Origin of the sequence: Lacticaseibacillus songhuajiangensis (assembly GCF_003946025.1) — a bacterium.
GTDB classification, from domain to species: domain Bacteria; phylum Bacillota; class Bacilli; order Lactobacillales; family Lactobacillaceae; genus Lacticaseibacillus; species Lacticaseibacillus songhuajiangensis.
In genome coordinates this window covers 1-8,802 of record NZ_RHNR01000065.1, presented here as the reverse complement: position 1 = coordinate 8,802, position 8,802 = coordinate 1, and the positions used below count along the sequence as shown (strand labels likewise).

At 45.3% G+C, this 8,802-nt stretch carries 5 protein-coding genes and 1 CRISPR repeat array; all 5 genes read left to right on the top strand.

The features are described 5' to 3' along the window. The coding region (gene cas9, locus EKM97_RS11355) for a type II CRISPR RNA-guided endonuclease Cas9 (protein ID WP_125572502.1) at positions 1-2,698 on the top strand (2,698 nt) is incomplete at its 5' end. 239 nt (positions 2,699-2,937) lie between these two features. Beyond that, positions 2,938-3,843 (top strand): type II CRISPR-associated endonuclease Cas1, encoded by a 906-nt coding sequence (gene cas1 / locus EKM97_RS11350; protein ID WP_125572501.1) that lies wholly within the window; start codon positions 2,938-2,940, stop codon positions 3,841-3,843. Beyond that, a complete protein-coding gene (gene cas2 / locus EKM97_RS11345; RefSeq protein WP_125572500.1) occupies positions 3,821-4,126 on the top strand; it encodes a CRISPR-associated endonuclease Cas2 in 306 nt (101 codons plus the stop codon). The genes cas1 and cas2 overlap by 23 nt, the downstream gene beginning before the upstream one ends. Continuing rightward, positions 4,123-4,791 carry a type II-A CRISPR-associated protein Csn2 gene (csn2, locus tag EKM97_RS11340; RefSeq protein WP_125572499.1) on the top strand — a complete coding sequence of 223 codons (669 nt, stop codon included), beginning with the start codon at positions 4,123-4,125 and terminating at the stop codon, positions 4,789-4,791. Before cas2 ends, csn2 begins: the two co-directional genes overlap by 4 nt. A gap of 32 nt (positions 4,792-4,823) precedes the next feature. Beyond that, a CRISPR array of direct repeats spans positions 4,824-8,487; the repeat unit is 36 nt; unit sequence GTTTCCGAAGGTCGTCATTCTGAATAGGTCGAGAAC. Between the two features lie 99 nt (positions 8,488-8,586). Further along, complete coding sequence (locus tag EKM97_RS12005; protein WP_164507538.1) at positions 8,587-8,727, top strand: hypothetical protein; 141 nt, start codon at positions 8,587-8,589, stop codon at positions 8,725-8,727. Positions 8,728-8,802: the final 75 nt, after the last annotated feature.

The following is an 8,802-nucleotide window of genomic DNA, read 5'->3' as shown; positions in this document are numbered from 1 at the left end:
ACTACCCCAACATGGCATGACCTATACCGCTAACAAGAATCGGTTAAAAAGTGTTGCGCTTGATTTGACAATTGAGGAACGTAAATCAGCAGGGAACATTACCCCTTGGAATTTTGACGACAAGGTTGACCGGACGCAGTCTGCAACCAATTTTATTGAGCGAATGAAGACGACTGACACCTACCTTATGGGGGAGAGTGTGCTTCCAGTTGCCAGTTTGCTGTATCAGAAGTTCACGGTGTTGAACGAATTAAACAACGTTCGAGTGAACGGAGAACATTTGACCAGCGAACAAAAGCAGTACATGATTCGTCATTACTTTATGCAAAAATCAGTGGTTAAAACCACTGATCTGGTTAACATGCTCAAAGCAGAGTCCTTTATTCCATCTGGTAGCGAACCGGATATCCAGGGATTGGCAGACCCAAAACGATTTAACAGTAAGATGAGTACTTACCGTGATTTAAAGCGAATTATCCCGAATTCTGTTGACGATACAACTCGTCAGGCAGATATCGAAAAGATTATTGAGTGGTCTACCTTATTTGAGGACAGCAAGATATTCACCGTAAAGTTACACGACATCACGTGGTTAACCGATGACCAGCGTAAGAAGTTGTCTGTTATTCGTTACCGTGGATGGGGACAATTATCTGCAGCGTTGTTGACCAAGGTTAAAAATCGTCAGGGTGAATCAATACTTGACGTGTTAACAGGCACGTCGAAAAACTTCATGCAAATTGTTCACGATCAGGACTTTGCAGAGAAAATCGAAAAGCACAACAGTGCGGATTACACATCGGCCGATATTATTGCTGATGCTTACACGTCACCTTCGAATCGAAAAGCACTACGACAGGTACTCGCAGTGGTTGAAGACATTGAGCGCGCCGTCGGAAATGCGCCAAAATTCATCTACATTGAGGCTGCGGATGGGCCACAGAAGCATCCCCAGCGGACCACTCAGCGACAAGATCGCTTGCTGGAAGCATATGAGCAGAATGCAAGCATACTTAGTGAAAGTGTGGCCAACGAACTTAAACTTAACGCAAAGACGAAGACCATATTCACTGATAAGATGGTATTGTACTTTTCCCAAAATGGCCGTGACGCCTACACTGGGAAACCGATTGATCTCAATCAGCTGAACAATTACGATATCGATCATGTTATCCCGCGGGTTTTTGTGAAAGACAATTCCTTTGATAATCGGGTTCTCACAACCAAGTTTGAAAATGAAAGAAAGGGAAACAATTTTGCAATTGATTATTGCCCAGGTCAATTAGCACTTTGGAATTCCTGGCGGGAAGCGGGCTTAATTAGCGAACGAAAATACAGAAATCTAACGCTGCATGAGCGGGACTTTAACCAACGTGCAAATGGATTCATTGCGCGGCAACTTGTTGAAACACGTCAGATTATCAAATTGGCTGAACAAGTGCTCACCGCGGAACTCCCCGAGGATAGCGCTGTAATCAATATAAAGGCTAATTTGACTCACGACTTCCGTGATACATTCGATTTTCCAAAAAATCGGGATGTGAATGACTATCACCATGCATTTGATGCACATCTAGCCGCGTTCATCGGTACGTACCTACGAAAACAATTTCCGAGTTATAGGGGATTGTTTGAGTATGGAAAATTTGATGTACTACGTAAATCCAAAGACGCTCTGCGTCGAGCTAACTTTATTTACGAGCTGGAGAATTCTGATCGAATTACAAATGTGGATGGGGAACTAACGTGGAATAAAACCGCTGATTTGAAAAAACTCAATGAAATTTATGAGTACAAGACCATGATTGTTTCGTACGCGACTAGCGAATACACCGGCGCATTGAACGATCAAACACGTTGGAAGAAGTCGGACGCAAAGGTGAATGGAGGTGGCAAGGCGAGGTTGGTACCCGCAACAAAAAATCGGCCGGTTGAACTATATGGCGGGTTTAGTGGAAGTAAGCCAGCCTATATCGCTATTGCGAAATTTATTAAACGCGATGAACCAGCGTTCCGAGCGATTCCTATCTATGTTCGTAATATCGATGAACTGAAACGTGCGCGTCATGTGAGTCGTGCTGCCGAAGTAAAACTCGTTGAGGAACTCGCTACGCCGCGATTTGAAAAAGTGAACAAAAAGGGTGAAATAACTCGAACGCCATTTGAAATCGTGCTGCCTCACGTTCAATTAGGAACTAAATTTGTAAATGCGAACAATGGTGTGTTCAGGCTGGCTTCACACACCGAGTATCGCAACACTGTGCAGTTGTGGATGTCAAAAGCCGAAATGAAGCTACTTACGAAACCTCAAAATGCGGAGCAATGGGATCATTATGAAGAGCCTACAGCAGATAAGTTACTTCGTCTGTTCGATAATATTATCGAACGGGAGTACAAGTCCAATCCATTAATGGAACTTAAAATTAATGGATTGAAGAAGACTCGGACAAAATTTAGTGAATTGCCTATTTACAACGTGATGGATGGGAAAAAACTTAAGACGCCAGGGATGATTACCGTGCTTAGGCAAATTGTTGCGGCACTGCACGCGAATGCGAATGTTGAAAATCTCAAAGCAATTGGTGGAACCTCAGACTTTGGTCGTGTATATAATCCTGCTGGTATTGATCTTGACGCAGATACAACGATTGTAACGACATCTGCGTCTGGATTATTTGGAAGCACGCGAAAGATTTGATTTTACAATAAGAGGCAAAACAAAAAGCTATCGCGAAAGCGATAGCTTCTTGTTTAAGGCAAAATATGTAATCACCCATGCGGGTGCGAGGATTTTCCTCGGATAAAACTCAGCCGAAGCTTTGTTTGATTTCCATTCAGATCGTCATTCTGAATAACTCGAGAATGAGAAACGGGTCGAATCGCTCCTCAAGGACATTGTACTTGTATGGATAAAAAGATGCAAGGAGGAAAAGTAATTTGGGGTGGAGAACAGTTGTAGTGACGCAACATGCAAAGTTATCGTTGTCTATGCGCAGTTTGGTTGTGCAGACTAGGGATGGTAGTACCGTAATTCCACTGGATGATGTTGAAGTTTTATTAATTGAAACAACACAGGCGGTTCTGACAACTGCACTGCTTGCAGAGATGGCAGAAAGACAAATTGCGGTAATATACACTTCAAGAAATGGACAACCCGTGGGTGAGGCACGGTCTTTAACACCATCGGTGAGAACCGTTGCTAAATTGCGTGAGCAAATTAATTGGCCAAGTGAAAGAATTGAAACTGCGTGGACAAAAATCGTATATTCGAAAATAAAATCGCAACAGCAGGTTCTTGAATTTTGCAGACTTGATACCAGTCATTTGAGCACCCAATTAGATAAGCTTGAATTAAATGATCCGACAAACCGCGAAGCTGTTGCGGCACGTTACTATTTTCAGGAGTTATTTGGCAAACATTTTTCACGGAGTAATGAGGAAGCGTTGAACGCAGCACTGAACTATGGTTATTCCATACTACTTTCACTGACGAATTGCAGAATTACAGCGAGTGGGTACTTAACCCAAATCGGCATCCATCATGGGAGTTCAGAAAATTCATACAATTTAGGATCGGATCTCATGGAACCATTCAGACCAGTGTACGACCAGTGGGTGAGTCAGCAGAAATTCAACGAACTAACACCTGATGTGAAATTCATGTTGGTGGATCTTCTGAATGTTGTAATCAAATTCAATGGCAAGGAGGAGCTGTTACGAAACGCGATTGGGGTGCACGTTAGCAATTGCTTACGTTATCTCAGCGGTGAACAAGATGAAATAAGAATTGAGGTGGAATTGCCAAGTGAGGTATCGAGTCGTGCGATTAATGGTACTGTTTGATTTGCCCGTTGATAGTCGAGAGCAGCGGCGCGAATATCGACGATTTCGGAAGGCGCTGATTCGTGAAGGCTTTTTCATGATGCAGTATTCGAATTACGTCCGTGTTTGCCCGAGTAAAAATGCCGCAAATTTTCTTGTTAAGCGAATTAGTGAAATTGCACCACGAGAGGGTCTAATTCAGTCACTCATCATTACAGAGGCGCAGTATCAGGCAATGAATTTTATCTCGGGAACTGCAAGTACAGATATCCGCAATTCTGCAGAAAGGACAATCATATTATGAAATTAACAGTTTTTCCCTTGCGTCCGTTTGCATTTGAGCCGAATGAGTTGAACGTTATGGAAACTGGATCAACCATTTTTTACAAACAATTAGTTGAAACATTCATTGGCGAATCGGAGGATACCTGTTTGACTAATGATGAGAACGAGGAAGTGAATGGCCAAAAACAAATTTTATGGGTTGGAAATCCGGCGTTCGGGATTGACTTTGATTCTCTGTTCTTGAAGCCGCTAACAAAAAGTCTTCTTAACTATGCGACTGATAATGCTAAAGTAAAACTGCTTGATGCACAGCGTGAAGTTTCGAGGCTCGTGTTAGATGCCAGTTTCAGCATGGATGTACCGTTGGTTGTGAAGGATAATCTATCCTTAGAATCGATAATTAAGTTTGTCGGACTCCATTTAGAGATGCCTCCAGCAGATCTGATATGTGCTAAAATTGAACTACTATTTAAGATACTACAGGAAATATCCGATTCTAGATTGGTGGTAATTACCGACCTAAGTCATTTTGTGGATGCGCAGGAATTGGCGCAACTGGTCGAACAAGTGACTGACTCAGGATTGACAGTTCTTCTAATCGAGTTCTCAAATACGTCTAGGGCATCTGAATTTAAGAAATGCCGGTATTATTACGTTGACGAGGATTTAGTTGATTTCCGTTAAATACATTATTGTGAAGTGATGTGAAAAAAACGGTTTCCGAAGGTCGTCATTCTGAATAGGTCGAGAACTCGAAGACCTGTTCAAGTTCGGAGGTGAGGGTTTCCGAAGGTCGTCATTCTGAATAGGTCGAGAACTTGGCACTTGATAGACCATACACAATGTTGGTTTCCGAAGGTCGTCATTCTGAATAGGTCGAGAACTACCCGTCTTGCGTCTCACCGGCGTTTTCCGTTTCCGAAGGTCGTCATTCTGAATAGGTCGAGAACACATCTGGCGTGGTGTAAAAATCAGGTGCAGTTTCCGAAGGTCGTCATTCTGAATAGGTCGAGAACATAAACCACTAAATAGCCCAATATCACCAAGTTTCCGAAGGTCGTCATTCTGAATAGGTCGAGAACAGCACATGCGGCACCCATGGCGATTTTTGGGTTTCCGAAGGTCGTCATTCTGAATAGGTCGAGAACCCGCTCATAAGAAAGCCGTCGCCGAGCGCAGTTTCCGAAGGTCGTCATTCTGAATAGGTCGAGAACGAGCTTGTCAGGGTCACTGTCAGGCAGATGGTTTCCGAAGGTCGTCATTCTGAATAGGTCGAGAACCGTGCCACGGCCGGTGCATTGGCAACAGTCGTTTCCGAAGGTCGTCATTCTGAATAGGTCGAGAACAAGGAATCCGGCTAAGTGCCGAAGCTTTTGGTTTCCGAAGGTCGTCATTCTGAATAGGTCGAGAACTTAATTCTGACTAATATTGATAGAGTAAGCGTTTCCGAAGGTCGTCATTCTGAATAGGTCGAGAACTCCAATTGCCGCACGGAACCTGTGGCGCCCGTTTCCGAAGGTCGTCATTCTGAATAGGTCGAGAACGTGGCACGTCCTCCATGATTTTTGTTGGGGGTTTCCGAAGGTCGTCATTCTGAATAGGTCGAGAACTTAATTCGTGCCATCTTCTGGTCGTTCTTCGTTTCCGAAGGTCGTCATTCTGAATAGGTCGAGAACCTAGCGGACGTTAAGCCGGTGCCCATTTTGGTTTCCGAAGGTCGTCATTCTGAATAGGTCGAGAACTGCCACCTGTCTTCCAAGGCGACTTTGAGGGTTTCCGAAGGTCGTCATTCTGAATAGGTCGAGAACCCTGGAGCACCACCGGACGTCACGATGTTGGTTTCCGAAGGTCGTCATTCTGAATAGGTCGAGAACACAAGTATGGGCAGGCAGTTATGACCGCCGGTTTCCGAAGGTCGTCATTCTGAATAGGTCGAGAACCATGCGAAGTGGCAACCCCGGAGGTTTCAGTTTCCGAAGGTCGTCATTCTGAATAGGTCGAGAACGTCATGTGCGGCCTTGTACGCCAAACGCTGGTTTCCGAAGGTCGTCATTCTGAATAGGTCGAGAACGGAATGCTTACAATATCATGCCCGCTCGTGGTTTCCGAAGGTCGTCATTCTGAATAGGTCGAGAACCAACCGAACCACAGGAGGCATAAAACATGTGTTTCCGAAGGTCGTCATTCTGAATAGGTCGAGAACCCCAGTGGATTTTAAGCAGCTACATCACCTGTTTCCGAAGGTCGTCATTCTGAATAGGTCGAGAACTACGCGGCCTGCAAAGCCGTCGTCTGCTTGGTTTCCGAAGGTCGTCATTCTGAATAGGTCGAGAACCCACGAACTCGGTTATGAGCATCAAGGCCAGTTTCCGAAGGTCGTCATTCTGAATAGGTCGAGAACTGATACGGGTCAAACTCTTATAAACACCCGGTTTCCGAAGGTCGTCATTCTGAATAGGTCGAGAACCGCATCCTGGTCGTAGAAGTCAGCAAAATGGTTTCCGAAGGTCGTCATTCTGAATAGGTCGAGAACGCTCTGACGTGCTTTGCTTACCAGTTCCGTGTTTCCTAAGGTCGTCATTCTGAATAGGTCGAGAACACTGTCTGCACCGATACATTTACCATTTGCGTTTCCGAAGGTCGTCATTCTGAATAGGTCGAGAACCGCTGCCAGTGCTTTACCCAGAGCAGCTCGGTTTCCGAAGGTCGTCATTCTGAATAGGTCGAGAACTTTGCTGGCCTGAAATAATGTCTTTGGCCGGTTTCCGAAGGTCGTCATTCTGAATAGGTCGAGAACTCTACCCTTATGCTACCTACACTCCCGGTGGTTTCCGAAGGTCGTCATTCTGAATAGGTCGAGAACAGGCTGGCGGTGATACGCGTTCCGCAGTTCGTTTCCGAAGGTCGTCATTCTGAATAGGTCGAGAACTGGAAACCCTGTACGACGGTGAATGGGCCTGTTTCCGAAGGTCGTCATTCTGAATAGGTCGAGAACAGATTAAGGACGCAAAGATTCTACGGATTTGTTTCCGAAGGTCGTCATTCTGAATAGGTCGAGAACCTGGACGCAGTCTTAAAGTTGACGCCGCCGGTTTCCGAAGGTCGTCATTCTGAATAGGTCGAGAACCAGTCTGGTCAAACTTGCGGCCTCGAGTGAGTTTCCGAAGGTCGTCATTCTGAATAGGTCGAGAACCCGAATTGTGAGCTAAGAGGCTCAGTCATTGTTTCCGAAGGTCGTCATTCTGAATAGGTCGAGAACAAGACGACATCAAGGCCGCCAAGGCAGAACGTTTCCGAAGGTCGTCATTCTGAATAGGTCGAGAACGCGTAAGTCCACACCGTTAATGTTTCGCCAGTTTCCGAAGGTCGTCATTCTGAATAGGTCGAGAACGAACTTTACAGGGTTCTTTTTTTGCTCAGCGTTTCCGAAGGTCGTCATTCTGAATAGGTCGAGAACCAATGGATGCGGCGCAGGCTCCAAAGGTTGGTTTCCGAAGGTCGTCATTCTGAATAGGTCGAGAACGGTGTCGATGTGTAGCGCCTGAGGCTGCTGGTTTCCGAAGGTCGTCATTCTGAATAGGTCGAGAACGTCGAATGTGCAATGCTTTTGTGTTGCCTCGTTTCCGAAGGTCGTCATTCTGAATAGGTCGAGAACAAACGCCGCCAGACGCGTTATAACATGCCAGTTTCCGAAGGTCGTCATTCTGAATAGGTCGAGAACTTCAAACAGCCGTGGTTAACGCTCTGCTCTGTTTCCGAAGGTCGTCATTCTGAATAGGTCGAGAACACGGTTTAAGTACTGGGACTCAAGCCATGAGTTTCCGAAGGTCGTAATTCTGAATTGGTCGAGAACCAGAATTTAACGCCCAGGTGGCCACCTTAAGTTTCCGAAGGTCGTCATTCTGAATAGGTCGAGAATTCTGCCGAAGCCACGCTCTTTTGCGGAGCGGTTTCCGAAGGTCGTCATTCTGAATAGGTCGAGAACATCTCGCCGACCGCGCACAGTAGACAGATTGTTTCCGAAGGTCGTCATTCTGAATAGGTCGAGAACTGAAGAGTAGTTTTGTTGTAATGCGGGTGCATTTCCGAAGGTCGTCATTCTGAATAGGTCGAGAACACTTATGATTTCCTTCATGCGGCCTGATACGTTTCCGAAGGTCGTCATTCTGAATAGGTCGAGAACCAGCCTCCGCGGTAAAATAGTCTTGTCAGGTTTCCGAAGGTCGTCATTCTGAATAGGTCGAGAACAGCCATCTATGCGTGAACCGGGATCTGCACGTTTTCGAAGGTCGTCATTATGAATAGGTCGAGAACACCAGGTGGCGCCATTTGCCAAAACGCTCAGTTTCCGAAGGTTGTCGTTCTGAATAGGTAAATAATTTCGTCGCGCCAATATATTCGAACAAACTAAACTCAATACCACAAGCTAATAAGGAGTTGACAGAAAAATGGATCAAGACGAGTACCAGCGGCTACGCGATGCCATACATCGAAAAATTTGGCGAATCACTATCCCTGCATCTTTTACCAGGAGAGAATCCAGAAGAAACCATTCAACGAGCATTGGACACTGGAGAACCCATTCGGGATGAATTAGATGGTAAAGACAGTATTATCTAGTGGCTGGTGAATAATTTGTCCAAGCTATCTGTAACAGTTCCTTAACCCGTTATCGTTGTATAATAGATGCATAGG

Coding starts and splice junctions, on each gene's coding strand:
- csn2 (WP_125572499.1), top strand. CDS start 4,123: ATGAAATTAACAGTTTTTCCCTTGCGTCCGTTTGCATTTGAGCCGAAT.
- EKM97_RS12005 (WP_164507538.1), top strand. CDS start 8,587: ATGCCATACATCGAAAAATTTGGCGAATCACTATCCCTGCATCTTTTA.